Below are 25,963 nucleotides of genomic sequence, written 5' to 3' on the forward strand. Positions count from 1 at the left end.
CCGCTGACAGACCGGGGGATAATTCGGAACCGGCCGTTTGGCGCTTGCCCCGGTTTTGGACTCTGCCTATAGCTTTCGTTTTAATGACCCTTGCACCGAAATCCAGTTTCGTCCTCGCTCACCGGCATTTGCTGGGCATCGAGGGCCTTTCCGCCGCGGACATCACCGGCCTCCTCGATCTGTCCGAGGAATATGTCGAGCTGAACCGCCAGGTCGACAAGAAGCGCACCTCGTTGCGCGGTCGAACCCAGGTCAATCTGTTCTTCGAGAATTCGACCCGCACGCAGTCGTCGTTCGAGCTGGCCGGCAAGCGGCTCGGCGCCGACGTCATGAACATGTCGGTGTCATCGTCCTCCATCAAGAAGGGCGAGACGCTGATCGACACCGCGATGACGCTGAACGCCATGCATCCCGACATCCTGGTGATGCGCCACCACGCCTCCGGCGCGGTCGAACTGCTGGCGCGCAAGGTCGATGGCTCCGTCATCAATGCCGGCGACGGCGCGCATGAGCATCCGACCCAGGCGCTGCTGGACGGGCTGACAATCCGCCGCAACAAGGGCCGCATCGAGGGCTTGATCGTCGCGATCTGCGGCGACGTGCTGCATTCGCGCGTCGCCCGCTCCGACATCCTGCTGCTGAACCGGATGGGTGCCCGCGTCCGCGTGGTGGCGCCCTCTACGTTGCTGCCGCCGGGCATCGAGCGCATGGGCGTCGAGGTGTTTCGCGACATGCGCGAAGGGCTGGAAGGCGCCGACATCGTGATGATGCTGCGGCTGCAGCGCGAGCGCATGAACGGTTCGTTCGTGCCCTCCACCGCCGAGTACTTCCAGTATTACGGCCTCGACCAGAAGAAGCTGGCCTATGCCAAGCCGGATGCGCTGGTGATGCATCCCGGCCCGATGAACCGCGGCGTCGAGATCGACTCCATCGTCGCCGACGGCGCGCAGTCGCTGATCCGCGAGCAGGTCGAGATGGGCGTCGCCGTCCGCATGGCCGTGCTTGAAGCGCTCGCGCGCAACCTCCCGAATGCGTGACATCATGCTGACCGACCGCCGCCCTATCCTGCTCGCCAATGCCCGCCTGATCGATCCGTCGCGCAAGATGGACGGTATCGGCGACGTGCTGATCGCCGATGGCGTGATCCGCGATGCCCGCCGCGGCATCGGCGCAGCCGGCGTGCCGGAGGGCACCGACATCGTCAATTGTGCCGGCATGATCGTGGCGCCCGGCCTGGTCGACATGCGCGCCTTCGTCGGCGAGCCCGGCGCCAGCCACCGCGAGACCTTCGCCTCCGCCAGCCGCGCCGCCGCCGCCGGCGGCATCACCACCATCATCTGTCAGCCCGATACCTCGCCGGTGATCGATAATTCCGCGACGGTCGACTTCGTGCTGCGCCGCGCCCGCGACACCGCGATCGTCAACATCCATCCGATGGCCGCGCTGACCAAGGGCATGGCCGGAAAAGAAATGACCGAGATCGGCCTGTTGAAGGCCGCCGGCGCCGTCGCCTTCACCGATGGCGACAAGAGCATCACCAATGCGCAGCTGATGCGCCGCGCACTCACTTACGCGCGCGACTTCGATGCGCTGATCGTGCATCACACCGAGGATCCCGATCTGGTCGGCGAAGGCGTGATGAACGAGGGTGAGCGTGCCTCGCGGCTCGGCCTGATCGGCATTCCCAACGCGGCCGAAGCGATGATGCTGGAGAGGGACATGCGGCTGGTCGCGCTGACCGGTGGCCGCTATCATGCGGCGTCCCTCACCTGCATCGAATCCATCGAGGTGCTGCAGCGCGCCCGCGACGCTGGCCTGCGCGTCAGCGCCTCGGCCTCGATCAACCATCTCACGCTGAACGAGATCGATATCGGGCCGTATCGCTCCTACCTCAAACTGTCGCCGCCCCTGCGCACCGAGGACGACCGCCAGGCGCTGGTCGCCGCGGTCGCCTCCGGCCTGATCGACGTCATCATGTCCGACCACAATCCGCAGGACGTCGAGACCAAGCGGCTGCCGTTCGCCGAAGCAGCCCCCGGCGCGATCGGACTCGAGACCATGCTGTCGGCCGGGCTGCGGCTGATCCACAGCGGCGAACTGGATTTCACCACGCTGATCCGGGCGATGTCGACGCGGCCGGCCGAACTGCTCGGACTGCCCGGCGGCACGCTGCGCCCCGGCGCCGTTGCCGACGTCATTGTGATTGACGCCGACGTGCCGTGGGTGCTGGATCCCGCCGACCTGAAGTCGCACAGCAAGAACACGCCGTTCGACGAGGCCCGCTTTACCGGTCGCGTCGCGCGTACGATTGTCGGCGGACGCACGGTGTATGAACATGTGTAGGTCGCAATGATTGTCGTTTATGTTTTTGCCGCAGCGCTCGGCTATTTCCTCGGCTCGATCCCGTTCGGGCTCGTGCTGACCAAGCTTGCCGGCACGCAGGACATCCGCACCATCGGCTCCGGCAATATCGGCGCCACCAATGTGCTGCGCACCGGCCGCAAGGGGCTGGCCGCGGCGACGCTGCTGCTCGATGCATTGAAGGGCACCGTAGCGGTGATCATCGCCGGCAATGTCGGCGGCCCGGACGCGGCGATGGTCGCCGGGCTGTTCGCGTTCCTCGGCCACCTCTTCCCGGTCTGGCTCGGCTTCAAGGGCGGCAAGGGCGTGGCGGTCTATATCGGCATCATGCTCGGCCTGTTCTGGCCGGCCGCGCTGATCTTCTGCATGGCGTGGCTCGCCTCCGCCTTCGCCTCGCGCTACTCGTCCTTCGCGGCCCTCACCGCCAGCGTCATCACGCCGATCTTCCTGTGGTGGGCCAAGGCACCTCAACTCGCCGTGCTGACGACGATTTTGACCGCCCTGCTCTGGTTCATGCACCGCGAAAACATCAAGCGGCTGCAGGCCGGCACCGAAGGCAAGATCGGCGCGAAGACCTAGCCGCGCGACCGCACCAGGCGAAGCCGCTTGACCATCGTCGACCCCGCTCCCACCTTGAATCAACAAGCGCCGAGGCACGATCGCGCATGTCGCGCGGTGGAGATTGCAGTATGTGGCAGGCCTTCAGCTATTACGCGACCTTGGCGATCGAGTCCGCGCTCGGCGTGTTCGGCATCCGGCTGTACGAGGAGCCGCGCTTTGAGGTGATCGAGCGGATCGGCGACCGCGTCGAAATCCGCAGCTACGGTCCGCGCCTGACGGCGCAAGCGGTGGTCGCCAGGCCCGGCAATGCCGGGCGCAGCGAAGCGTTTCAATTGTTGTTCAACTATATTGCCGGTGCAAACGCAGGCGCCGGCGGAGCGGCAGACCGGATTGCCATGACCACGCCGGTCGACGTGCGGCCCAGCCGACTTGCCATGACGACGCCGGTACAGGCCGCGGAAACCAGTGGCGCCGTGCAGATGCAGTTCTTTCTTCCGGCGATCTACACGCTGCAGACCGCGCCGGCGCCGGCCGATCAGCGGGTACAGATCATAACCGTGCCGGCCGAAACCATCGCCGCCTTGCGGTTCTCCGGCTCGGGCCGCGATTTCGCCGAGCGGCAGGCGGAGTTGCTTGAGCTCCTGAAAACCTCGCAATGGCGGCCCGTCGGGGACACCTATGCGCTGAACTACGACGCGCCGTTCACACTCCCCTTCCTGCGTCGCAACGAAGCCGCCGTGGCGGTCCGCAAGCCTGGTCCGTAATTCTACGCCGAGCCTGTCACAAACTCTTTGCAATGCCGATCTTGGCAGCTCGCGGAGCTGTTCCTATGATCGGTCATGGCCAAATTTTTTCCGACTCTCGAACCGCATCACCATCGCTTCATTGCGGCCCAACACATGTTCTTCACCGCGTCGGCGGCGCCGACCGGACATGTCAACATGTCGCCTCGCAGCACCGACATGTTCCGGGTTCTGGGCGACAATGCCGCGATGTATCTCGACCGCAGCGGCAGCGGCAACGAAACCGCCGCCCATCTACGGATCAGCGACCGCCTGACGATCATGTTCTGCGCCGTCGCCGGCCCGCCGCTGATCATGCGGCTGTTTGGCAAGGGGCGCGTCATTCACCGCGACAGCGATGAATTCGGCAGCCTTTTGCAGGAACAGTTCAAGGGTGATGTGCCGCTTGGTGCCCGCCAGATGGTCCGCCTCGATTTCGATCTGGTGCAGACCTCCTGCGGCTACGGCGTGCCGCTGTTCGAATACCAGGAGGAACGCACCCAGATGGATGCCTGGGCCAGGGCCAAGGGCGTCGACGGGATCGAAGCCTATTGGCGGGAGAAGAACCAGGTCAGTCTCGACGGTTTTCCGACCGGACTTTTCGAGACGACTTCGGCCGGCGAGCCGTAAAGAAGCCTGCCGTCGAAGCCGTGAAACCCCTCGCCATGGCGAGCCGAAATGGTTGCGCGCACTTTTAAGTTGCGCGATGCTGTCCCGCAGGGGGCCGCGTGGACAACAACCAACCCACCACCATTCATCTCTCCGACGCCCAGCGGATCGACTGGTTGCGGTTGATCCGCAGTGACAATGTCGGGCCGCGCACCTTCCGGTCGCTGGTCAATCATTTCGGCAGCGCGCGTGCGGCGCTTGAGCGTCTGCCCGATCTGGCACGGCGCGGCGGTGCCGCCCGGCCCGGCCGGATTTTTGGCGAGGACGATGCCAAGCGAGAGCTGGCCGCTTCGCGAAAATTCGGCGTTTCGCTGTTGGCGCCCGGCGAGGCCGGCTATCCGCCGCGGTTGGCCGGGATAGACGACGCGCCGCCGTTACTCGGCGTGCGCGGTCGCCTTGAAGCCGCGATGCGGCCGATGATCGCCATCGTCGGCTCGCGCAACGCCTCCGGCGCCGGGCTGAAATTCGCCGAAAGGCTCGCGCATGATCTCGGCGACGCCGGCTTCGTCATTGCCTCCGGCCTCGCCCGCGGCATCGACCAGGCGGCGCACCGCGCCAGCCTCCGCTCCGGCACGCTGGCGGTGCTGGCCGGCGGCCACGACAGGATCTATCCGCCGGAGCACGAGGACCTGCTCTATGCGCTGCTCGAAAAGGGCGGCGCGATCTCGGAAATGCCGATGGGCCATGTGCCGCGGGCGCGGGATTTTCCGCGCCGCAACCGGCTAATCTCCGGGGTCTCGCTCGGCGTCGTGGTGATCGAGGCGGCGCACCGGTCGGGATCGCTGATCACCGCCCGGATCGCTGCCGAACAGGGTCGCGAGGTGTTCGCCGTGCCGGGCTCGCCGCTCGACCCGCGCGCCGCCGGCACCAATGACCTGATCAAGCAGGGCGCCGCCCTGGTCACCGAGGCCGCGGATGTCATCAACGCGGTCACACCGATCATGGATCGCCCGGTCGAACTGCCCGGCCGCGAGCCGGAAGAGATCGCGTCGTTCGACGAGCCCGACCATAGCGACCGCGCGCGGATCGTCGCCCTGCTCGGCCCAAGCCCGGTCGGCATCGACGACCTGATCCGGCTCAGCAGCGCCTCGCCCGCGATCGTGCGGACCGTGCTGCTGGAGCTTGAACTGGCCGGCAGGCTGGAGCGCCACGGCGGCGGGCTGGTGTCGATGATCTGAACCTCGCTACCCTTTGAAGCGATCCCGCGCGACCTCGTCGGCTTCCATCACCGCCATGTCGAGCAGATAGCCGAGCATGTCGTGGCCGTGTCGCCGCGCCATCTGCGACAGATCCACGATGGTACTCTTTATATAGAGCGCTGCCTCCTCCGGGCCACCGTCCCCGGACGGCCCGCGGCGGTGCGAAGCATCGTTTCCGGATGGTGACGGCATTGCATGTCCTTCCCGAGCGGTCGCGAACGGCCGATGAAAAGCCTAATCCAACTCCTGTCGAAAATGCAACCATTGGATGCATATAACAACTTTTGAGATAGGTTCGGTTGCATTGCTGCGCCCGAGTTCCAACACAAAATTTGACACAGACCCCCTTCACACCCATGTTCGCCGCGAAACGGCCGCCGCGACTCTCGCGATCCCGGCCCGTCTTTCTCCCTTAAGCTATTGGAATGACATGAATATCGTCATTGTCGAGTCGCCCTCCAAAGCCAAGACGATCAACAAGTATCTCGGGCCTGACTACGAGGTGCTGGCGTCGTTCGGCCATGTGCGCGACCTTCCTGCCAAGAACGGATCGGTCGATCCGGATGCCAATTTCCAGATGATCTGGGAGGTCGATCCCAAGGCTGCCGGCCGCCTTAATGACATCGCCAAGGCGCTCAAGGGCGCCGACAAACTGATCCTCGCGACCGACCCGGACCGCGAAGGCGAGGCAATCTCCTGGCACGTGCTCGAAGTGCTGAAAGAGAAGCGTGCGATCAAGGACCACAAGATCGAGCGCGTCGTGTTCAACGCCATCACCAAGCAGGCGGTGACGGAAGCGATGAAGAACCCGCGCCAGATCGATGGCGCGCTGGTCGACGCCTACATGGCGCGCCGCGCGCTGGACTATCTGGTCGGCTTCACGCTGTCTCCGGTGCTGTGGCGGAAACTGCCCGGCGCACGCTCCGCCGGCCGCGTGCAGTCGGTCGCGCTGCGGCTGGTATGCGACCGCGAACTCGAAATCGAAAAGTTCGTGCCCCGCGAATACTGGTCGCTGGTCACCACGCTGGCGACGCCGCGCGGCGAGAGCTTTGAAGCGCGCCTGATCGGCGCCGACGGCAAGAAGATCCAGCGGCTCGACATCGGCACCGGCGAGGAAGCCGAGGATTTCCGCAAGGCGATCGACGCCGCCAAATTCGAAGTGACCACCGTCGAAGCCAAGCCCGCACGCCGCAATCCGCAGGCGCCGTTCACGACCTCGACGCTGCAGCAGGAAGCCAGCCGCAAGCTCGGCTTCGCGCCGGCGCACACCATGCGGATCGCGCAGCGGCTCTATGAAGGCATCGACATCGGCGGCGAGACCACCGGTCTCATCACCTATATGCGAACCGACGGCGTGCAGATCGACGGCTCGGCGATCATCCAGGCCCGCGAAGTGATCGGCGAAGACTACGGTAAGAAATACGTTCCCGACGTCGCGCGGCAATACTCGACCAAGGCCAAGAACGCCCAGGAGGCGCATGAAGCGATCCGCCCGACAGATCTGTCGCGCCGCCCCGCCTCGTTGCGCGGCCGTCTCGATAACGACCAGTCGCGGCTCTATGAGCTGATCTGGGTCCGCACCATCGCCAGCCAGATGGAATCCGCCGAGATGGAGCGCACCACGGTGGACATCTCCGCCAAGGCCGGCGCCCGCGTGCTGGAATTGCGCGCCACCGGCCAGGTGGTGAAGTTCGACGGCTTTCTCGCGGTCTACCAGGAAGGTAAGGACGACGACACCGACGACGAGGATTCGCGCCGCCTGCCCGCCATGAGCGAAGGCGAGACGCTGAAGAAAGAGAATCTCGCCGTAACCCAGCACTTCACCGAACCGCCACCGCGCTTCTCGGAAGCGTCCCTGGTGAAGCGGATGGAAGAGCTTTCGATCGGCCGGCCCTCGACCTATGCGTCGATCCTGCAGGTACTGAAGGACCGCGGCTACGTCCGGCTCGAGAAGAAGCGCCTCTACGGCGAGGACAAGGGCCGCGTCGTCGTCGCCTTCCTGGAGAACTTCTTCGCGCGCTACGTGGAGTACGACTTCACGGCGGCGCTGGAAGAGAACCTCGACCGCATCTCCAACAACGAGATCTCCTGGCAAGAGGTGCTGCGCGACTTCTGGACCGACTTCATCGGCGCGGTCAACGAGATCAAGGACCTGCGCGTCACCCAGGTGCTGGACGCGCTCGACGACATGCTCGGGCCGCACATCTATGCGCCGCGCGAAGACGGCGGCGATCCGCGCCAGTGCCCGACCTGCGGCACCGGCAAATTGAATCTCAAGGCCGGCAAGTTCGGCGCCTTCGTCGGCTGCTCGAATTACCCGGAGTGCCGCTACACCCGCCCGCTCGCGGCGGATTCCGGCGCGACGGCCGACCGTATTCTCGGCAAGGACCCGCTGACCGATCGCGACGTCGCCGTGAAGGCCGGCCGGTTCGGACCCTATATCCAGCTCGGCGACGTCAAGGACTACGCCGAGGGCGAGAAGCCGAAGCGCGCCGGGATTCCGAAGGATACGTCGCCAAGCGATGTCGAACTCGATCTCGCGCTGAAACTGCTGTCACTGCCGCGTGAAGTCGGCAAGCACCCGGAGACCGGCGAGCCGATCACCGCAGGCCTCGGCCGCTTCGGGCCGTTCGTGCGCCATGAAAAAACCTATGCCAGCCTGGAAGCCGGCGACGAAGTGTTCGACATCGGGCTCAACCGCGCCGTGACGCTGATTGCCGAGAAGATCCTGAAGGGTCCGAGCGGTCGCAAGTTCGGCGCCGATCCCGGCAAGCCGCTCGGCGAGCATCCGACGCTCGGCGGCGTGGCCGTCAAGGGCGGGCGCTACGGCGCCTATGTCACCGCCGGCGGCGTCAACGCGACGATCCCCAGCGACAAGACGCAGGAGACCATCACGCTGGAAGAAGCCATCGCGCTGATCGACGAGCGCGCCGCCAAGGGCGGCGGCAAGAAGCCGAAGCGCGCCGCCAAGAAGGCCGTCGCCAAGAAAGCACCGGCCAAGAAGGCCGCGGCAAAGTCTGACGACGCGGATGCCAAGCCTGCCAAGAAGGCGGCACCGAAGAAGAAGGCCACGGCCAAGAAGGCCGTTGCCAAGAAAGCGGCTGCCAAGCCGAAGGCCGAAAGCGCGGCCGCCAGTCCGGCGCGCGCGCCGGTGACGGCGAAAACCTCGCCGGCCAAGAAGGTCGCAAAACCTGCTGCGAAGAAAAGCGCCAGCAAGAACGGATAATTGTGAGCAAGAAACGGGATAACGGCTTTCCAACCCGGGATGCGATCGTCGCGTTCGTTCGTACCAACCCCGGCAAGATCGGCACCCGCGAGATCGCGCGGGAATTCGGCCTGAAGAATGCCGCCCGCATCGAGCTGAAACAGATTCTGCGCGAGCTCGCCGAGCAAGGCGTGATTGCCAAGCAGGGACGACGGGTGCACGAGGCGGCGGTGCTGCCGCCGACCATGCTGGTCGATATTGTCACGCGAGACCGCGACGGCGAGTTGCTGGCGACGCCGACCGAGTGGGACGAGGCCACCCAGGGCGCGACGCCAAAGATCCGCATCCACACCCCGCGCCGTCCCCTGCCCGGCACCGCGGCCGGCGTCGGCGATCGCGCCATGCTGCGCATCGAGCAGATCGAGGCGGAAGGCGACGCCACCGCCTATCGCGGCCGGGTCATCAAGGTCGTCGACAAGGCCAAGGCACGCTTGCTCGGCATTTTCCGCGAGCTGCCGGGCGGCGGCGGCCGGCTGATCCCGGTCGACAAGAAGCAGGCCGGCCGCGGCGAGCTCAACATTGCCGAGCGCGACCGCAACGGCGCCGAAGACGGCGACCTGGTCAGCGTCGACCTGATCCATACCCGCGGCTATGGCCTGGCCTCCGGCAAGGTGAAGGAGCGGCTCGGCTCGCTATCGACCGAAAAGGCCGTCAGCCTGATTGCGATCCACAGCCACGAAATCCCGCAAGAATTCTCCGCCGCCGCGATCACCGAGTCCGAAGCGGCCGAGCCTGCTACACTTTCCGGCCGTGAGGACTGGCGCGCCGTGCCGCTGATCACGATCGATCCGCCGGACGCCAAGGACCATGACGACGCGGTCTATGCCGAGCCCGATCCCGACCACGACGGTGGCTGGATCGTCACCGTGGCGATCGCCGATGTCGCGTTCTACGTGCGGCCGGGTTCGGCGCTCGACCGCGACGCGCTGACGCGCGGCAACTCGGTTTATTTCCCCGACCGCGTCGTGCCGATGCTGCCGGAGCGGATCTCCAACAACCTGTGTTCGCTGGTGCCCGGCGAAGCGCGCGGCGCGCTCGCGGTGCGCATGGTGATCGGCCCTGATGGCCGCAAACGCTCGCATACCTTCCACCGCATCCTGATGCGCTCGGCCGCCAAGCTGAGCTACGCGCAGGCGCAGGCGGCGATCGACGGCCATCCCGACGACACCACCGGCCCCATTCTCGAGCAGATCCTGAAGCCGCTGTACGCCGCTTACGCCGTGGTAAAACTGGCGCGCGACGAACGCGATCCGCTCGACCTCGACATCCCCGAACGCAAGATCCTCTTGAAGCCCGACGGTACCGTCGATCGCGTTATCGTGCCGGAACGCATGGACGCGCATAAACTCATCGAAGAGTTCATGATCCTGGCCAACGTCGCTGCGGCCGAGATGCTGGAAAAGAAAGCGCTGCCGCTGATCTACCGCGTGCATGACGAGCCCTCGCAGGAGAAGGTTCACAACCTGCAGGAATTCCTCAAGACGCTCGACCTGCCGTTCGCCAAGCAGGGTGCGCTGCGGCCGTCGCTGTTCAACGGCGTGCTGGCCAAGGTCAAGGGCCACGATTCCGAACCGCTGGTGAACGAAGTCGTGCTGCGCTCGCAGGCGCAGGCCGAATACTCCTCCGACAACTACGGACACTTCGGCCTCAACCTGCGCCGCTACGCTCATTTCACTTCTCCTATCAGGCGATACGCAGATCTTATCGTGCATCGCGCGCTGATCCGCGGCCTCGGCCTCGGCGAAGGCGAATTGCCGGACACCGAGACGCCGGAGACGCTGGCGGAAGTCGCCGCGCAGATTTCCGTCACCGAACGCCGCGCCATGAAGGCCGAGCGCGAAACCTCGGACCGACTGATCGCGCACTTCCTCGCCGACCGTATCGGCGCGACCTTCCAGGGCCGCATCTCCGGCGTCACCCGCGCCGGGCTGTTCGTGAAGCTCTCCGATACCGGCGCCGACGGCCTGATCCCGATCCGCACGCTCGGCACCGAATATTTTAACTATGACGAGGCGCGCCACGCGCTGGTCGGCACGCGCAGCGGCGCTATGCACCGGCTCGGGGACGTCGTCGATGTCCGCCTGGTGGAAGCGGCGCCGGTGGCCGGCGCTTTGCGATTTGAACTACTTTCGGAAGGCCGCGTTGAGCGCAAAGGCCCCCGCCGCAAGTCCGAAGGAGATCGGTCAGCCGGTATTGGCCGGGCTCCGGGCGGCAAGTCGACAAAGGGAACTTCGAAGGGCCCCTCATCCAAGCCGGCCAAGCCGCCGAAGAAGATCAAGCTTGGACGAAATGCCCGATTGAAGGCCAAGGCCGAAGCCGGCAATGGGGGTGCCAGCACCACCGGCCCAGCAAATGCCGGCAAGCCCACGAAGAAGAGGAAGTCGTCATGAACGATTCACCGACAAAAACCTTGCCAGAAAAAACCTGGACCTCCGCGCTGGACCCCAGTGCCAAGCGCAACGTGTGGACCGCAATGAAGCGCGGCTTGATCGGCCGCTGCCCGAACTGCGGCGAAGGCAAACTGTTTCGCGCCTTCCTGAAAGTCGACGATCACTGCTCGGTCTGCGCGCAGGATTTTTCCGCGCACCGCGCCGACGACCTGCCGGCCTATCTCGTCATCGTGATCGTCGGCCACCTCTTGGTACCGGTGATCCTGTGGATCGAGACCGACTATTCGCCGGCGATCTGGCTGCAACTATCCATCTACCTGCCATTCACGCTGATCGCGTCGCTTGCTTTGTTGCAACCCGTCAAGGGCGCGGTGGTCGGCCTGCAATGGGCGTTCCGCATGCACGGATTTGGCGACGGCGACCACGACTGATACGCTGGCCGTCCTGTTTAGACATCAATCAAGAAAATCAAAAACGAGGGCGGCATGAGCGACGTACAGCTCGGCAAGGAAGCAGATCACCATCCCTACAAGCGTCCGCGAGACGCCGCGACGTTGATGCTGGTCGACCGGTCCGGAACAATCCCGAAAGTGCTGGTCGGCAAGCGTCACGCCAATGTCGTGTTCATGCCCGGCAAGTACGTCTTTCCTGGTGGCAGTGTCGACAAGACCGACAGCAAGATCCCGATCGCAGCCCCCCTCCCGCCCGAGCTCGAAGCCAATCTCGCCAAGGGTAGTCCGAAGACCGCCCCTTCGCGCGCGCGTTCTCTGGCCGTCGCCGCTATCCGGGAAGCTTGCGAGGAAACCGGGCTCTGTCTCGGCCGCAAGGTCGAAGGCCAGCCCAAAAAACTGTCTGGCGCATGGTCGGCGTTCAACGATGCCGGCCTGCTGCCCGATCCGTCCGGACTGTTTCTGATCGCGCGCGCCATCACGCCGCCCGGCCGGATCAAGCGGTTCGATACACGCTTCTTTACCGCTGATGTGTCCGCTATCGCACATCGTATCGAAGGCGTCATACACGCCGACGCGGAACTGGTAGAGTTGCTATGGGTCGAACTCGGCTCCGAACATCTGGCCGATGCCCACGCGATGACAAAAAATGTTCTGAATCAATTGCAGAAGCGGCTAAGTACTGGTCCATTGAACCATCATGCGCCTCTGCCGTTTTTCCATTGGTATAGTGGCAAGATGCAGCTTGATATGCTACCCGGCGAAGGCTGAGTGCTAATATTGAACTGCGATCTATTTTCACAGTTATTTTAACCCAATCGTTTGCCGCTGCCACTTACACACCTCTGGAGGCGAGGAGCTAACGACAATGGGGCAAATGCATTCGTTCGAAGACGTCGTCGATGTTTCGACCTTCACGCCGGATTCGCTCCGATACCGCCAGAAAGCATCCGCGCTCGGCCAGCGCGCCAGCGTGGAGGACGACCACGAAAAGGTCCGCGCGATGCTCGACCTGGCGGTATCGTGGATCCAGCTTGCGGAAAACGAAGAGCTGATGGCGAGCGAATCGCGCACCACGATGTTCTGACCGCTGCAGGACCGAGCGACGCCTGATCTCCCGTTGTCCGCCGCCGTCGCGGCAGTCCACCTTGCCTTGCTTGAACCGCAACAATCTTCTTCCCGCGTGAGCGCCGGATTCTTCCGGCCGCTGGCGTCGCAATCTTTCGGTATCAGCATCAGGAAGTTGGAAGGGCGAAACGTCAGTTGCGCCGCGCGCGTTCGACGATGTCGCAATCGGCATGTAGGATTTTTTCCTGCCCCCTGCCCGGGATCCCGCCAACCAATACCAGCGAGAGCGCCGTCCGCACGTCATCGACCTTGCGGCGCGCCTGCTCGCGCAGGGCGAGGCGGCTACGGCGCAACCTTCGTCGGCATGCTGCAGACCATTGGCGACCAGATGGAAGAATGGCTGGTGACGGAGGCCTGCGACGGTTTCCGCATCCTGTTCCCGTTTCTGCCGGAGGGCCTGGATGCCTTCGTCGATCGAGTGGTGCCGGAACTGCGACGACGCGGAATCTTCCGCGCCGAAGAGGAAGGTGCCACGCTACGGGACAATCCGGGCCTGCCCCGACCGAAAAACCGCTTCTTTCCCGCCTGAGACGCCGGATGGGCGCTTTTCCGGACCGCCAACCTTGACTTTGGGGCATTCGAGGCTAGGTTGCGCGCAACGCGGCCAGTGCTCTGGCTGTCACCGATTCCTGACATCAGAGGTTTTCACATGGCCAAGGCGGTCACCATCAAGATCAAGCTCGTTTCCACCGCGGACACCGGCTTTTATTACACTGCGAAGAAGAACTCGCGCACCATGACCGACAAGATGGTCAAGAAGAAGTACGACCCCGTCGCGCGCAAGCACGTCGAGTTCAAGGAATCCAAGATCAAGTAAGCGATGTTTTCAGCTGCTGACGATCGAACGGAGCCGAAAGGCTCCGTTTTTCGTTGTGGGAAGTTCAGACGGCTGCGCCGTCTTCTTACCCTCCCCTGGAGGGGGAGGGTCGGCGAGCAGTCGCGCGCAGCGCGATGCGAGACGGGGTGGGGTGAATGGCGAAGCTCCGTCGTTTCGCTACTCACCCCACCCCGAATAGATCGCACTCCGTGCGATCTATTCGACCCTCCCCCTCCAGGGGAGGGTAAGAAAAGGAAACTCAAGCCGCCGCCGAGACCACCCGGTTACGACCGTCATGCTTGGCGCGATACAAAGCCACGTCGGCGCGCTTGAGGACGTCGGCGACCGGCTCGCCCTTGATTTCCAGCGTCGACAGACCGATCGAGATCGTCACCTCGATGTGCTTGTTGCCCTTGTCGATCGCGAAGGGCTCGCCGGCAATGGCGCGGCGCAGACGTTCGGCGACCATGCCGGCGACCTTGAGGTCGGTCTCCGGCATCACGATGATGAATTCCTCGCCGCCGTAGCGGCACGCCAGATCGATGCCGCGGATCGACTTGCGGATCCGCACGGCGAATTCCCGCAGCACGTCGTCGCCGCAATCATGGCCGTGGTTGTCGTTGATCGACTTGAAGAAGTCGATGTCGAGCATCAGCACCGCCAGCGGCTTGCCGCGGTTTGCGGCCTGCTCCGCCAGCGTTTCGAGATGGCTCTCCATGTAGCGGCGATTATGCAGCCCGGTGAGACCGTCGGTGATCGCCATCTCGATCGAGTTCTGCACATTGTCGCGCAGATGGTCGGTGTAGCGGCGACGCCTGACTTGCGTCCGTGCGCGCGCCAGCAGCTCGTTCTTGTCGACCGGGCGCAACAGGTAGTCGTTGACGCCGATTTCGAGGCCACGCAGCATCCGCGCATCATTGTCGGCATCCGCGATCGCCAGGATCGGCACCTGCCGCGTGCGCTCCAGCGAACGCGCCTGGCTGCACAGCCGCAAGCCGTCGAAACTCTCCAGGCCGAGCGAAACGATCAGCAGGTCGTAATTACCTTCCGCTGCATGAAACAGGGCGTCCGCAGGATTGGGTTCGACATCGACATGGTGCTCGGCGCTCAGGATCGGCGCCAGCCGCTCATAGGACGACGGCCGGTCATCGACCAGCAGAATGCGCCCGCCCATGCCCGGATCGGCCACCGCCGAGCGCTCCGGCGCCTGCACGCCAATCTCCAGCGAGGTGATGGCGCGCATCCGCAACTCGTCGGTCATCATCTTCAACCGCGTCAGCGAACGGACCCGCGCAATCAGCACGGCGTCCGCCACCGGCTTGGTCAGGAAATCATCGGCGCCGGCCTCGAGGCCGCGCACGCGATCGGCCGGACTGTCCAGCGCGGTGACCATCACCACCGGAATGAAATGCGTCTTCGGATTGGCCTTCAGCCTGCGGCAGACCTCGAAGCCGTCCATGTCCGGCATCATCACATCGAGCAGGATCAGATCGCATTCGGAGCGCGCGCAGATCTCCAGCGCCTGGGCGCCCGACGATGCGGTGGTAACGTCGAAATATTCGGCCGAGAGACGGGCTTCGAGCAGCTTGACGTTGGCGGGGATGTCGTCGACGACCAGGATACGCGCGGACATCGAGACCCCCTAACCGATAAACCGACGAACGGTCTCGATAAATTTGCCGACTGAAATAGGCTTGGATAAATAGGCTTCGCAGCCGCCCTCGCGGATGCGCTCTTCATCGCCCTTCATGGCGAAGGCGGTGACGGCGACGATCGGTATCATGCGCAGCCCCGGATCGTCCTTGATCCAGCGTGTCACTTCGAGGCCGGACACCTGCGGCAACTGGATGTCCATCAACACGAGATCGGGACGTTGCTTGCGAACGATCTCGAGCGCCTCGTAACCATTGCTGGTACCGATGGTCAGATAGCCATGCGCTTCAAGCAGATCGCGGAAGAGCTTCATATTGAGCTCATTATCTTCCACGATCAGGACGGTTTTAGCCATCCCGCCCTCCAATCCTGAACGATAACGTTCTCGATGTGCGCCGAACGACATTGCTCTGCCGCACGCGCGATACAACCTGCAAGGGGAACTCAGTTGCGGCCCGGAGTGTCCCCGACCACCCCTGCCGGAGCGCCCGTTGTCCGTCGGCATCGGCCAGTTGCTGGCAACGCCCCGGTGACTCGGGCATGATGGTAAACTAGAGACGATTAGTTACGGAAAGGCAAACAGCCATGCTAAAAAAGCGCTCCCAGCACCCGGGACAAGTCGCTGAAATCGTTGCCATTCAGGCGCTATCCTTCGTGGCCGGCGAGCCTGAGCGGCTGGGTTTGTTCCTGTCCGAGAGCGGAATCGGCCCGGAGACGCTGCGCTCCGCCGCCAAGGACCCGCAGTTTCTCGTCAGCGTGCTGGATTTCGTGCTGCGCGACGACGAGACGGTGCAGGCGTTTTCGGCCTCGTCCCAGTTGCATCCGACGACCATTGCAGCCGCCCGGCAGGCACTCGGCGATCCCAGGCTCGAGCGCGACATCCCGTGATTCCCGCCCCGACAGAAACGAGCGGACCGCGCTGCTTCTGCCGGGATTGCCTTGCCGACCAGAATATCGCCGCGAGGCGCTGCACCGCCTGCGGCTCGCCGCGGCTGGTGCGCCACCATGCCCTGCCCGCTTTGACGATGGCCCATATCGATTGCGACGCCTTCTACGCCACGGTGGAGAAGCGCGACAATCCGGAACTGGCCGACCGCCCGGTCATCATCGGCGGCGGCAAGCGCGGCGTGGTGTCGGCCGCCTGCTATATCGCCCGCACCTATGGTATCCGCTCGGCAATGCCGATGTTCAAGGCGCTGGAACTGTGCCCCGCAGCCGCGGTGGTCAAACCCGACATGGCCAAGTACGTCCGCGTTGGCCGCGAGGTGCGCCATGCGATGCAGGCGCTGACGCCGTTGGTCGAGCCGCTGTCGATCGACGAGGCCTTCCTCGATCTCGCCGGCACGCAACGCGTCCACGGCATGATCCCGGCCAAGGTGCTGGCGAAGTTTGCCGCAGAGATCGAGCGCAACATCGGCATCACGGTTTCGGTGGGCCTGTCGGTGAACAAGTTTTTGGCCAAGATCGCTAGCGATCTCGACAAGCCGCGCGGCTTCGCCGTGCTCGACCAGGCGGATGCCTGCGCGATGCTGGCCGACCGCCCGGTCGGCTTCATCTTCGGCGTCGGCCCCGCCACCGCCGAACGGCTCTCGCAGCGTGGCTTCCGCAAGATCGGCGACCTGCAGAAGGCCGACGAGCTTGAATTGATGAAGCAGTTCGGCGGCGAAGGCCGCCGGCTATGGCGGCTGGCGCGCGGCATCGACGACCGCAAGGTTGTGGCCGATCGTAACGCCAAGACGATCTCCAATGAGACCACCTTCAATGAGGACATCCGCGACTTCGCCACACTGGAGAAGATCCTGTGGCGGCTGTCGGAGAAGGTATCGTCGCGACTGAAGAGCGGGGAAGTGGCCGGCACCACGGTGACCCTGAAACTGAAGACCGCGGATTTCCGCCAGCGCACCCGCTCGCAATCGATCCATTCCCCCACCCAGCTCGCGGCGAAGATCTTTGCGATCTCGCGCGAGATGCTTGCGAAGGAGATCGACGGCACCGCCTTCCGCCTGATCGGCACCGGCGTCAGCGCGCTGCAGCCGGGCTCGCAGGCCGGCGACACCGACATGATCGACCGCCGCTCCGCCGATGCCGAGCGCGCGATGGACGGGTTGCGCAAGAAGTTCGGCGACGCGGCGGTGATCCGCGGCATTGCCTATGAGGGGCCGGTAAAGAGTTCGTAACTTGTAGCCCGGATGAAGTCGACGCGCCGCATGGCGGCGAGGCGACGCAATCCGGGAACAGCATCAATAGTGGATGGCCCGGCCCCGGATTGTCATCCGGGCTACGCTCATCACTTGCAGGGCTTGCTGTCCTTCACGTTGAACTTGCCCATGGTGCCGCCGATCACGAAATCATTGTAGTCCAGCACCAGCGAGCGCGACACGCCATTTTCGTACAGCTCGAACGACATCGCATAGACCGGCGTCTGCTCGCCGCTGTTCGGCTTGGCGGTTTCGTCATAATAGCTCACCGTCACCGGCCAGCGGGTCAGCGGCTTCATCGCGTCGGACGTGGTCGAGGCATCGGGCTCGGCACCGGCGCGGTCGCCGGGGATCGCGGCCCCGATCACCGTCAGCGTGTTGTAGACCTTCTCGCCGGTGTCGGAGCCGTCATAGACCTTGAGCTCAAGCAGCGACTTGCCGTCGCGCGCCGCGGCGATAATGCGGTGGATCTGCTCGGTCGGAAACACGGTCGAGCCATCGAGCGTGAGGGTCTTCACCACCGGCTGCTTGAGCTTGACGGTGACGTGATCGCCCTCGCGCTCGGCGATGCCGTCGATCACGCTGGGGTCGCCGTCGTTCATGCGAGTGTCGATCTTGAAACGATAGCTCTTGCCGGCGCCGTCTTCCCAGCTCGTCGAGCGCAAATCGCTCAGCGTGTTCTTGCCCTCGCCGGTTTCCAGCTCCGAGACCTGGCGGAAATCCGAGGTGTAGCCCTCGCAGGCGCTGCCGGTGAAATTATACAGAATGCGCCCGCTGGCGGAATTGACGCTGGCATTGCCGCGCGACTTCAGCAGCTTCAATTCATACAGCGCCTGATGCGCCATGAACGGCACGGGGGCCGCGGCCTTCGCCGCGCCGCCGAGACCCATCAGCGCCAGCGCCACGGCACCGGCTTGAATGCAGGAAAGAGAGGCTGATCGGCGCATGCGGGTTCCCTGACTGCTGAGTGACGATACTAAAGAGCGCCCCATTGCGCCGCAACTGCGGCCGGAATTGGCGACGACCGAAATATGCCGGTCCATTGTCGTGAATTTGATGCTACCGAGGCGTTCCCTGTCGGCGCCGGGCGTCACCCGTGGTTGCTTGCATGACAGGACGCGATGGGTGAAACAGGCCGCCCGACGCGGCACGCGGACGGTTCGGACGCAATTTTCAGAACGGAGACGGTAATGGCAGGAACGGTCGAGCAGAAACTGGCAGCCCTCGGTGTGACGATCCATGAGCCGATCAGCCCGGTGGCGAATTACGTCGGCTTCGTGCGGACCGGCAATCTGCTGTTCGTCTCCGGCCAGATCTGCATGGGCGCGGACGGCCAGTTGATCGCCAAGGGCAAGCTCGGCGCCGGCGTCACGCTCGACCAGGGCGTCAACGCCGCCCGGGGCTGCGCCATCAACCTGCTGGCCCAGGTCAAGGCCGCGCTGGGCGATCTCGACAAGGTGGTGCGCGTGGTCCGTCTCGGCGGTTTCGTCAACTCCACCCCCGACTTCGTCGATGCGCCGAAGGTCATCAACGGCGCTTCCGACCTGATGGTCGCGGCGTTCGGCGACAAGGGCCGGCATGCCCGGGCCGCGGTCGGCGTGGCCTCCCTGCCCGCCGATTGCGCCGTCGAGGTCGACGGCGTGTTCGAGGTCGCCTAACCAGAGAACCTGCGATGCACGCTCCCGCCTGGCTCACCGCCCGCCCGGTCGCGCATCGCGGCCTGCATGACCGCGCCCGCGGCGTGGTCGAGAACATGCCGGGCGCCATCGCCGCCGCGATCGCCGGCAACTTCTCGATCGAGGTCGACCTGCAACTGTCCGCCGATGGCGAGGCGATGGTCCACCACGACGACGATCTCGGCCGGCTCACCATCGGCTCCGGCTCGCTGCGCAGCCACACCGCCGCCGAGCTGAAGCAGGTGGCGTTCAAGGACACCGACGAGCGGATGATGTCGCTCGCCGATCTCTGCGCGCTGGTCGATGGCCGGGTCGGGCTGGTGCTGGAAGTGAAAAGTCACTTCGACGGCGACCGCCAGCTCGTTGGCCGGATGGCGGAAATCCTGAAATCCTATTCCGGCCCAGTGGCCGTGATGTCGTTCGATCCCGACCAGGTGCTGGCGCTGCGCCAGCTGTTGCCGGCGCTGCCGCGCGGCATCACCGCGCAGCGGCGCTACGACGACGGCGAGTGGCTGGAACTGACACCGGCCCAGCGCCGCGGCATGCAAAGCCTTCGCCATGCTTTCACCACCCGGCCGCATTTCGTGGCCTATTGGGTGAAGGATTTGCCGGCCCCGGCGCCGTGGATAGCGCGTCATCTGTTCGGCTGCGCGCTGCTGACCTGGACAGTGCGCACCCCGGAACAGCGCGCTGTCGCCAGGGCTCATGCCGACCAGATGATTTTCGAGGGCTTCGTCCCCGAACCGTGACCGCCCTTGCGCTGACCTCCGCGATGCACAAATCTATGGACGGTCATCGCGATGGCCGATCGCAACTGACCGGGCCTTGATGAATTCGTCGGACATAACGCTGGAAGCCGTCTCCTCCATCAGCCAGATTCCGGCCGTGGACTGGGATGCCTGCGCCACCTCCGGCGCCGACGCTGGCGAACTCGAATCGCTGGACACGCTAGCCTCGTGCGCGCCTTCAACGCCCCGCACCAACACCTCGGCTTTGACGTATAACCCATTCATTTCGCACGCTTTCTTCCTCGCGCTCGAGAAATCGAATTCGGCCTGCGCGCGCACCGGATGGGGTCCGCGGCACCTGATCGCGAAGCGCGATGCCGCCATCGTCGGCGTGGTGCCGTGCTATCTGAAATCGCATTCCCAGGGCGAGTACGTGTTCGACCGCGGCTGGGCCGACGCCTATGAGCGCGCCGGCGGCCAGTATTATCCGAAGCTGCAGGCCTCGGTTCCGTTCACCCCGGCGACCGGCCCGCGCCTCCTGATCCGCGATCCCGCCGATGCCCACCGCATCGGCCAGGCGCTGGCCGGCGGGCTGATCGGACTGTGCGACGCGACCGACGCGTCGTCGGTGCACGTCACCTTTGCGCGAGAGAACGAGTGGAAGTTTCTCGCCGAAAAGGGATTCCTGCAGCGCACCGACCAGCAGTTTCACTTCCACAATCCCGGCTATGCCTCGTTCGACGATTTCCTCGCCACCCTGAACTCGCGCCACCGCAAGGCGATCAAGCGCGAGCGTCGCGACGCGCTGGCGAACGGCATCACCATCCACGCGCTGACCGGCAATGACATCACCGACGATGCGTGGGACGCCTTCTTCGCCTTCTACATGGAGACCGGGTCGCGCAAATGGGGCCGGCCCTATCTGACCCGCGCCTTCTACAGCGAGATCGCCGCCACCATGGCCCGCGACGTCGTGCTGATCATGGCGAAGCGTGAGGGCCGCTGGATCGCCGGCGCCATCAACTTCATCGGCTCGGACACGTTGTTCGGCCGGCACTGGGGCGCCGTCGAGCACCACCCGTTCCTGCATTTCGAGGTCTGCTATTATCAGGCGATCGACTTTGCGATCCAGCGCGGGCTGAAGACCGTCGAGGCCGGCGCGCAGGGCGAGCACAAGATCGCGCGCGGATACCTGCCGCAGACCACCTACTCCGCACATTACATCGCCGACCCCGGCTTCCGCCGCGCGGTGGCGGATTATCTGAAACATGAGCGCGCGCATGTGGCGGAAGCGGTGCGCGAACTGACCGAGGCCGGCCCGTTCCGCAAGGGTGACATTCACAGCACCCACGAAGAACCGACCTGACGCGCCGGTACGGGTTGACCGATTCAAGGTTGGCGGCGACAGTCGCCGAAATTCTCCGGGAGGCACCATGACCGCGTATGACCCCAGCAACATCTTCGCCAAGATCCTGCGCGGCGAGTTCTCCTGCTACAAGGTGTATGAAGACGACCACACCCTCGCCTTCCTCGACATCATGCCGCGCACGCCCGGCCATACGCTGGTGATTCCCAAGGCGCCGGCGCGCAACATTTTCGATATCACGGCAGACGATTACGGCCACGTCGCCCGCACCGCGCACCGGATCGCAGCGGCGGCCCGAACGGCTTTCGCCGCCGACGGCATGACCATCGCGCAATATTCGGAAGCAGCCGGCGGCCAGGTCGTGTTCCACCTGCACATGCATGTGATGCCCCGCCACGACAATGTCGGCCTGCTGCCGCCCGCGACGCGCAAGGAAGATCCCAAGGTGCTGGAAGACAATGCGACGAAGCTGATCGCGGCGCTGGCGGCGCTGTAACCGGATCGCACCGGCCCTGCGCCACCTCGCCCCGCTCTTTGCGGGGCGAGGTGAAAAAACGCCACCTACCCCGTCTGGAAATCGCCGGGCTGCGGCGGCGCCAGCGGGGTGAACTCGCAGCGGTCGGGCTTGAGATCCAGGAGCGGCGTCTCGTCGAGACAGTCGAGGCCGCGCACGAACACCGTCGGACCCTCGATGCCGATCAGCCTCACCATTGAGGTGCCGATTGGGTTGGGCCGCACCGGCGAGCGCAGCGAGAAGGTACCGCGCGCGCGGCCGTCATTCTTCGGGCTTTGCAGCACCAGGTCGCGGCGCGACAGATGCAGCCAGTAGATCACTTCGAGATGCTCGAACAGATCGAGCCCCTGCAACGCCGGCACCCAGGGCTCGAAGATTTCCAGCCGGCATACCGGGCCGTCGTGGCGGCCCTGCCGCGGCGTCTCCAGCCGCGACGTCCAGGGCGTGCGGATGCGGCCGATATAGACCAGCCCGGCATGAACAGGCTTCGGCGCATCGACGGCGCTCTCGCCGTCGCGGATCTCGCTTTCACGAACCATCGGTCAATCCCGTTTCAATCCAGCGAGATGTTCTGCGCCTTGATCACCTTCGACCACCGCGCCCGGTCCTCGTCAACGAATTCCGCGATCTGCGTCGGCGTCTTCGGGCGCAGCACCGGGAAGCCGATCTTCTCCAGCGAAGCGCGAAACGCCGGATCCTCCAGCGCGCGGTCCATGCTCGCCATGATCTTCTTCACGATGTCCTCCGGCAGCTTCGCCTGTCCGGCCAGGCCGAACCAGACGCCGACCTGATAGTCCGGATAACCGCTTTCGATCACGGTCGGGACATCCGGCAGATCCGGACTGCGCTGCGCCGACGACACGCCGAGCGGGCGGAGCATGCCCGCTCTGACCGGCGGCAGCGCAGTGGACAGCGTGTCGAACATCACCTGGATATTGCCGGACAACAGATCGGTCAGCGCCGGTCCCGCGCCCTTGTAGGGGATGTGGGTCATGTCGACACCGGCGATCTGCTTGAACATTTCTCCGGCGAGATGGATGGTGCCGCCGGTGCCGGCCGAGCCGAAATTGAGCTTGCCGGGATTGGCCTTGGCGTAGGCGACGAACTCCTGCACCGTCTTCGCCGGCACCGAAGGATGCACCTCCATCACCACCGGCAGGTCGGTCACAATCGTCAGCATGCGCAGATCCTTCTGCGCGTCATAGGGCAGCTTTTTGTAGAGCAGAGGGTTGAGCACCATGATCGACGCCGCCGTGACGAACAGCGTGTAGCCGTCGGGCTCGGCGCGCGACACGACCTCGGCCGCGATCGCGCCCTGCGCGCCCGGCTTGTTCTCGACCACGGTGGCCTGCTTGAGATCGCGGCCGAGATAGTCCGCGACCAATCGTGCCAGCACATCGGTCGGACCGCCGGCGGCATAGGGAACTACGAGCTTGATCGGCCGAACCGGATATTCCGCGGCGCGAACCGGCGTCGCCAGCATGAGGGCGACAAGCGCCCAGCACGAAATGAAGACGGAGCTGGCGCGTGATGTCATGGTTTCACCCGATGTCTTGTTTTTGTTGGCGGCAGACTAGCGAACGCCGAGGGGGACGCAAGCTGAGTCGTCAGCCCAGCCAGTATTTGCCGGCGACCATCACCAGCTCGCCGGACGCCACGCCGAAAAAGATCGATCGCTTCGACGCCATGAAAACGGCAAGGCCGACCGCGACGGCGCCGTAGCGCAACTCGGCGGGGATAGTGGCCAGCGCGCCGGGCGGCAAGACCAGGATCTGCGCGATGACGCCGGCGAGGATCGCGGTCGCCACCGCCCTCACCCACACCAGCAATTCGGATTCCTCGTCGACGCCGCCGCCGAGCCAGAGGCCGAGCATGCGCCAGACTTCATTGGGCAGAAACCCTGCCAGCAGCAGCACGGCCAGCGCGTGCCAGTCTCCGATGAAGTCGCTCATCGCCGTCGCCACCAGTGGACACCATAAGCGATGGAGCCGGCCGAGACGCCGGAGATCATGATATCCACGCCGGTGTTGAGCAGCGAAACCAGCGGAAACAGCACCAGGCCGAGCACCAGCGCCACGACGTCGGACAATTGCTTGCAGTTGCGCGCGGTGGACAGCAGGAAGGCGAGAGGCGTCAGCAACAGGATGGCTGCGCCGAACAAAGGCGGCAGATTGGCCGCGAGGTGATAGCCGACCCAGGTCGCCAGCATCGCCTGCGCGACAAGGCCGGTGCCGAGCCCGTTGACGAAGGCGATGCGACGCTCGCGCGGCACCTGCGGCAGCAGGCGATAACATTCCACCCACAGCGTCACCGCGATGAAATGCGTCGGCAGGATCAGCCTGCGCTTCGGGGTGTCCGGTGTGCGCAGCATCGGCAGCACCGAGACGACCATCGGAAACAGCCGGATCGCGCTGACGCCCACGGCCAGCGCCGCCTGAACGACAGTGGCCCCGGAGCCGAGCGTCGAGATCAGAATGATCTGTGCCGGTCCGGCCCATACGAACAGCGTCGAGGCCAGCGCCCACAGCAGGCTGAAACGCGTGTCATGCGCGAGTGCGCCGATGCCGACATAGGTGGCGAACAGCACCAGCGTCAGGATCGTGGAAAAAATGGCACGCAGGCCGAGTGCATAGGCCTTTGCGCTGCCCTGCCAGTCCGTCGAGTCCAATGCCGGCAGTGCCACGAGCAACCTTTGCGATTTTTCCTACGCCGTCTCATGGGCGGCAAAGCCGGCCCCGGTCAAGCCGGCGATTTACCTTAAGAAACAGTTTACCGCGCCTCGGCTTCTCAAAGTGACGCTACCTGAGGTAGTTCTAGCGGTAACCTGGGGTGATGCCATGCTCGATCGACGCAGTACATTCCGCAGCCGAGTATATTATGGAGGGAGCGTCGCGTTCAACGAACGTCGCTCGAAACTTGACTGCACCATTCGCAATTACTCGGATCGCGGTGCCTTGGTCGATCTCGGCAACGTCGATCTTCTGGCGGGTGAATTCGATCTCACCATCCCTCACAAAGGCCTCGCCTTCCGGGCACGCCTGATATGGCGGCGCTCCGGTCGCGCGGGCTTTGCTTTTCGCGATCATCGAAGCGTCCCCACGCAGATGACGCTAAACTGGGCGTTGCGCGTTCGAGCCATGGAGCGCGCCAACAAGGCACTGACGCGACGCGTCGAGCAACTGAGCTGCGAGCGCTGATTTCAGCCCCGGTTGCGCAGCACCAGGCACGCCTGGCCGATGCGCTGGATCTGATGGCAGAGTGCGTCGGCGGCGGCCCGCGTGTCCTCGCCGATCCGCACCTGGTAGAACATCCGCGTGCCCCGGCTGCGCAACACCCCGCCGTGCAGATTGGGATCGCGATCGCCGATCAGCGGGCGCAGCCGCACCATGGCGCGGGCATAGCTTGCCAGCGCGCGGTCGCGGTTGAAGCCGGCGGCGAGCTGCACGCCCCACGCGCGCGCCTCGCCGAGTTTCACGCGAGCTTCGAGTTGCGTCACGAACGGATTGGGCGCGCGTTGCAGCAGCGCCATCAATTCGCGACAGCTCGAGCTGCGCAACCGCTCCGGCGCCCGGCCATTGCGACCAGCCGCCTGCCAGTCCTCGACCGTCGCACCGGTGATCGCGGAGACGTAGTTGCGGGTCTCGAACGGCATATAGCCTTTGCCGTCCAGCCATTCCTGCACGCGGCGCGGCCCGGCATTGTAGGCGGCGGCGGCGAGGCCGAGATTGCCGAATTGCGCGCGCAGCTCGCTGAGAAATTCCGCCGACTTCGGCAGCGCCTGCACCGGATCGAACGGATCCAGCAGCCGGCGCTCATTCGCGGTGCCCGGCATGAATTGCGCGATGCCCTGCGCGCGCTGACCGCTGCGGGTCACGGGACCGACGGCGTTGGATTGAAACCGGCTCTCCTGCCAGATCACGCGGGCAAAGAATTCCAGCGGCAGCTCGTTGGCGCGGGCGGCGGATTCGATCATCAGGCACATCGACTCGCGGGTGTCGGTCATGCGCGAAACATCCGGCGCCGCCGCCGGCATCATGCGATCCGCGCCGGGCTTGGCAAGTTCGCTTGACGGCAGTGCCTCCTGCGCCTGCGACGGCGTGCCAAGCATCATGGCGATGCAAAGAATGCGGCCAAGGATCGCAAGGGGGCGGTTCATCAAGTCCTGGGCTTCTTGACAGCGGGATCGCAGCCGATAGCTATGGATCAA

General features: G+C 64.7%; 27 protein-coding genes and 1 pseudogene. 20 read left to right on the forward strand and 8 right to left on the reverse strand.

The genetic code is table 11. From position 1 onward, the window contains the following. Positions 1-83: 83 nt before the first annotated feature. From FIU28_RS15740 to rpmG, 13 genes and pseudogenes are all read left to right on the forward strand, one after another. Complete coding sequence (locus FIU28_RS15740) at positions 84-1,037, forward strand: aspartate carbamoyltransferase catalytic subunit (protein WP_143574169.1); 954 nt, start codon at positions 84-86, stop codon at positions 1,035-1,037. Between the two features lie 4 nt (positions 1,038-1,041). Further along, a complete protein-coding gene (locus tag FIU28_RS15745) occupies positions 1,042-2,343 on the forward strand; it encodes a dihydroorotase (RefSeq protein WP_143576221.1) in 1,302 nt (433 codons plus the stop codon). A gap of 6 nt (positions 2,344-2,349) precedes the next feature. Next, the gene (plsY, locus tag FIU28_RS15750; protein WP_143574170.1) at positions 2,350-2,940 is read left to right on the forward strand and encodes a glycerol-3-phosphate 1-O-acyltransferase PlsY; all 591 of its coding nucleotides are present in this window, start codon (positions 2,350-2,352) and stop codon (positions 2,938-2,940) included. A 110-nt stretch (positions 2,941-3,050) separates the two neighbouring features. Further along, positions 3,051-3,686: an SOUL family heme-binding protein gene (locus tag FIU28_RS15755; RefSeq protein WP_143574171.1), complete on the forward strand. Its 636-nt coding sequence runs from the start codon at positions 3,051-3,053 to the stop codon at positions 3,684-3,686. 75 nt (positions 3,687-3,761) lie between these two features. Beyond that, positions 3,762-4,334, forward strand: a complete 573-nt coding sequence (locus FIU28_RS15760) for a pyridoxamine 5'-phosphate oxidase family protein (RefSeq protein ID WP_143574172.1) — start codon at positions 3,762-3,764, stop codon at positions 4,332-4,334. Positions 4,335-4,432: 98 nt separating this feature from the next. After that, positions 4,433-5,551, forward strand: a complete 1,119-nt coding sequence (gene dprA / locus FIU28_RS15765; protein ID WP_143574173.1) for a DNA-processing protein DprA — start codon at positions 4,433-4,435, stop codon at positions 5,549-5,551. 451 nt (positions 5,552-6,002) lie between these two features. Beyond that, positions 6,003-8,798: a type I DNA topoisomerase gene (topA, locus tag FIU28_RS15775; RefSeq protein WP_143574175.1), complete on the forward strand. Its 2,796-nt coding sequence runs from the start codon at positions 6,003-6,005 to the stop codon at positions 8,796-8,798. 2 nt (positions 8,799-8,800) lie between these two features. After that, the gene (gene rnr, locus FIU28_RS15780) at positions 8,801-11,227 is read left to right on the forward strand and encodes a ribonuclease R (protein WP_143574176.1); all 2,427 of its coding nucleotides are present in this window, start codon (positions 8,801-8,803) and stop codon (positions 11,225-11,227) included. Then, a complete protein-coding gene (locus FIU28_RS15785) occupies positions 11,224-11,658 on the forward strand; it encodes a DUF983 domain-containing protein (protein WP_143574177.1) in 435 nt (144 codons plus the stop codon). Before rnr ends, FIU28_RS15785 begins: the two co-directional genes overlap by 4 nt. A gap of 54 nt (positions 11,659-11,712) precedes the next feature. After that, positions 11,713-12,447, forward strand: a complete 735-nt coding sequence (locus FIU28_RS15790; RefSeq protein ID WP_143574178.1) for an NUDIX hydrolase — start codon at positions 11,713-11,715, stop codon at positions 12,445-12,447. Positions 12,448-12,553: 106 nt separating this feature from the next. After that, entirely contained in the window at positions 12,554-12,763 is a 210-nt protein-coding gene (locus tag FIU28_RS15795; protein ID WP_143574179.1) for a hypothetical protein, read from the forward strand. A 233-nt stretch (positions 12,764-12,996) separates the two neighbouring features. Beyond that, positions 12,997-13,333: pseudogene (locus FIU28_RS15800) on the forward strand (LLM class flavin-dependent oxidoreductase); the annotation flags it as partial. 120 nt (positions 13,334-13,453) lie between these two features. After that, positions 13,454-13,621 carry a 50S ribosomal protein L33 gene (gene rpmG, locus FIU28_RS15805; RefSeq protein ID WP_143574180.1) on the forward strand — a complete coding sequence of 56 codons (168 nt, stop codon included), beginning with the start codon at positions 13,454-13,456 and terminating at the stop codon, positions 13,619-13,621. A 259-nt stretch (positions 13,622-13,880) separates the two neighbouring features. On the opposite strand, the gene FIU28_RS15810 is transcribed toward rpmG, so the two are convergent. Together FIU28_RS15810 and FIU28_RS15815 are read right to left on the reverse strand one after the other, a co-directional pair. After that, positions 13,881-15,254 (reverse strand): PleD family two-component system response regulator, encoded by a 1,374-nt coding sequence (locus FIU28_RS15810; RefSeq protein ID WP_143574181.1) that lies wholly within the window; start codon positions 15,252-15,254, stop codon positions 13,881-13,883. 9 nt (positions 15,255-15,263) lie between these two features. Continuing rightward, positions 15,264-15,629 (reverse strand): response regulator, encoded by a 366-nt coding sequence (locus FIU28_RS15815; protein ID WP_143574182.1) that lies wholly within the window; start codon positions 15,627-15,629, stop codon positions 15,264-15,266. Positions 15,630-15,859: 230 nt separating this feature from the next. Between FIU28_RS15815 and FIU28_RS15820 the strand changes: the two genes are divergently transcribed. Both FIU28_RS15820 and FIU28_RS15825 read left to right on the forward strand, forming a co-directional pair. Next, positions 15,860-16,162: a DUF3572 domain-containing protein gene (locus FIU28_RS15820; RefSeq protein ID WP_143574183.1), complete on the forward strand. Its 303-nt coding sequence runs from the start codon at positions 15,860-15,862 to the stop codon at positions 16,160-16,162. After that, on the forward strand, positions 16,159-17,451 hold the full coding sequence (locus FIU28_RS15825; RefSeq protein WP_143574184.1) for a DNA polymerase IV: 1,293 nt from the start codon (positions 16,159-16,161) through the stop codon (positions 17,449-17,451). Before FIU28_RS15820 ends, FIU28_RS15825 begins: the two co-directional genes overlap by 4 nt. A 110-nt stretch (positions 17,452-17,561) precedes the next feature. Here FIU28_RS15825 and FIU28_RS15830 read toward each other — a convergent pair whose 3' ends face one another. Beyond that, positions 17,562-18,419, reverse strand: a complete 858-nt coding sequence (locus FIU28_RS15830; RefSeq protein WP_143574185.1) for a cell envelope integrity EipB family protein — start codon at positions 18,417-18,419, stop codon at positions 17,562-17,564. Between the two features lie 243 nt (positions 18,420-18,662). On the opposite strand from FIU28_RS15830, the gene FIU28_RS15835 reads away from it, so the two are divergent. From FIU28_RS15835 to FIU28_RS15850, 4 genes are all read left to right on the forward strand, one after another. Then, on the forward strand, positions 18,663-19,130 hold the full coding sequence (locus FIU28_RS15835; protein ID WP_143574186.1) for a RidA family protein: 468 nt from the start codon (positions 18,663-18,665) through the stop codon (positions 19,128-19,130). A gap of 14 nt (positions 19,131-19,144) precedes the next feature. Then, positions 19,145-19,897, forward strand: coding sequence for a glycerophosphodiester phosphodiesterase (locus FIU28_RS15840; RefSeq protein WP_143574187.1), 753 nt, complete (start codon positions 19,145-19,147; stop codon positions 19,895-19,897). A 79-nt stretch (positions 19,898-19,976) separates the two neighbouring features. Beyond that, positions 19,977-21,242 carry a GNAT family N-acetyltransferase gene (locus tag FIU28_RS15845; RefSeq protein WP_210245528.1) on the forward strand — a complete coding sequence of 422 codons (1,266 nt, stop codon included), beginning with the start codon at positions 19,977-19,979 and terminating at the stop codon, positions 21,240-21,242. 67 nt (positions 21,243-21,309) lie between these two features. Continuing rightward, positions 21,310-21,738 (forward strand): HIT family protein, encoded by a 429-nt coding sequence (locus tag FIU28_RS15850; RefSeq protein ID WP_143574189.1) that lies wholly within the window; start codon positions 21,310-21,312, stop codon positions 21,736-21,738. A gap of 65 nt (positions 21,739-21,803) precedes the next feature. On the opposite strand, the gene tsaA is transcribed toward FIU28_RS15850, so the two are convergent. The 4 genes from tsaA to FIU28_RS15870 form a co-directional block, all read right to left on the reverse strand. Further along, positions 21,804-22,295, reverse strand: coding sequence for a tRNA (N6-threonylcarbamoyladenosine(37)-N6)-methyltransferase TrmO (gene tsaA, locus FIU28_RS15855; RefSeq protein ID WP_143574190.1), 492 nt, complete (start codon positions 22,293-22,295; stop codon positions 21,804-21,806). Positions 22,296-22,309: 14 nt separating this feature from the next. Next, a complete protein-coding gene (locus FIU28_RS15860; RefSeq protein WP_143574191.1) occupies positions 22,310-23,293 on the reverse strand; it encodes a Bug family tripartite tricarboxylate transporter substrate binding protein in 984 nt (327 codons plus the stop codon). A 70-nt stretch (positions 23,294-23,363) separates the two neighbouring features. Then, entirely contained in the window at positions 23,364-23,708 is a 345-nt protein-coding gene (locus FIU28_RS15865) for an AzlD domain-containing protein (RefSeq protein WP_143574192.1), read from the reverse strand. Beyond that, positions 23,705-24,439: an AzlC family ABC transporter permease gene (locus FIU28_RS15870; protein WP_143576222.1), complete on the reverse strand. Its 735-nt coding sequence runs from the start codon at positions 24,437-24,439 to the stop codon at positions 23,705-23,707. The genes FIU28_RS15865 and FIU28_RS15870 overlap by 4 nt, the downstream gene beginning before the upstream one ends. A gap of 154 nt (positions 24,440-24,593) precedes the next feature. Here FIU28_RS15870 and FIU28_RS15875 point away from each other — a divergent pair, with 154 nt between their 5' ends. Then, positions 24,594-24,953 carry a PilZ domain-containing protein gene (locus tag FIU28_RS15875; protein WP_143574193.1) on the forward strand — a complete coding sequence of 120 codons (360 nt, stop codon included), beginning with the start codon at positions 24,594-24,596 and terminating at the stop codon, positions 24,951-24,953. A 2-nt stretch (positions 24,954-24,955) separates the two neighbouring features. Here FIU28_RS15875 and FIU28_RS15880 read toward each other — a convergent pair whose 3' ends face one another. Further along, entirely contained in the window at positions 24,956-25,792 is an 837-nt protein-coding gene (locus FIU28_RS15880) for a lytic transglycosylase domain-containing protein (protein WP_246661006.1), read from the reverse strand. Positions 25,793-25,963 lie beyond the last annotated feature (171 nt).

This window comes from Tardiphaga sp. vice154, assembly GCF_007018645.1.
Classification (GTDB): domain Bacteria; phylum Pseudomonadota; class Alphaproteobacteria; order Rhizobiales; family Xanthobacteraceae; genus Tardiphaga.